A 708-nucleotide genomic window follows, 5' to 3' on the forward strand; every position below is an offset into this window, starting at 1 on the left:
AAAAAACTGCCATCATCTCCCATAGCATTTAAAGCTTATGCTTAACATCCAAAATAAAATGATGTGTTAGGCGCTATTCTAGATTGACCAAATAAATTTTTAAGAATTGCTTTTGGGGGCTGCCTTTAAGAATGCGCATGATTGCTGATGCACAGAGCCTTTGGGGTGCGCATGATATTAAAAGCTTTCATTAGGCTCAGAGAGTAATTGTAAAATTGCTCTTTGTTTGACTGAGGTGAGAACTCGAAATCTTTTTAAAAGCAGGTATTCCTCTCTGTTTGAGGCGATTTCATCATGCTGGGTGGGGGTGTCTTGTTTTGTAAAGAGATCAGCGTAAAAAAAGGCAATAGGAACACTTAAGATATCAGCAATTTCCTTTAAACGCCCTGCACTCACACGATTTAATCCTGTTTCATATTTTTGAATTTGTTGGGAACTTACCTTCAAGTGATCAGCTAATGTTTTTTGAGACATTTTCAGCATTTTTCGCCGAAAACGAATTTTTTTGCCCACGAAAATGTCATTATGAAGATTTTTTGCTTGATGAAGATTTCTCGCTTGCATCTTCCCCCCGCCGGTTGCGAGCGCCCTCGCATTGGTATTCCGGGAGTCTAAAACACTGAACCTAAATCAGCTTTTTGCTTTTAGTGCTTGTAGCACCTGGACATAGCAAAATCTCCCGGAATTCCGGGACACCCACATCAGTGG

Annotated in this window: 1 protein-coding gene; it reads right to left on the reverse strand. The window is 40.1% G+C overall.

What is annotated here, in order from left to right; translation table 11 throughout:
* Positions 1 to 177: 177 nt before the first annotated feature.
* A complete protein-coding gene (locus ACFINZ_RS10890) occupies positions 178 to 564 on the reverse strand; it encodes a helix-turn-helix domain-containing protein (protein WP_375701526.1) in 387 nt (128 codons plus the stop codon).
* Between the last annotated feature and the right edge of the window lie 144 nt (positions 565 to 708).

Source organism: Bartonella sp. AA81SXKL, from assembly GCF_042196945.1.
GTDB lineage: Bacteria > Pseudomonadota > Alphaproteobacteria > Rhizobiales > Rhizobiaceae > Bartonella.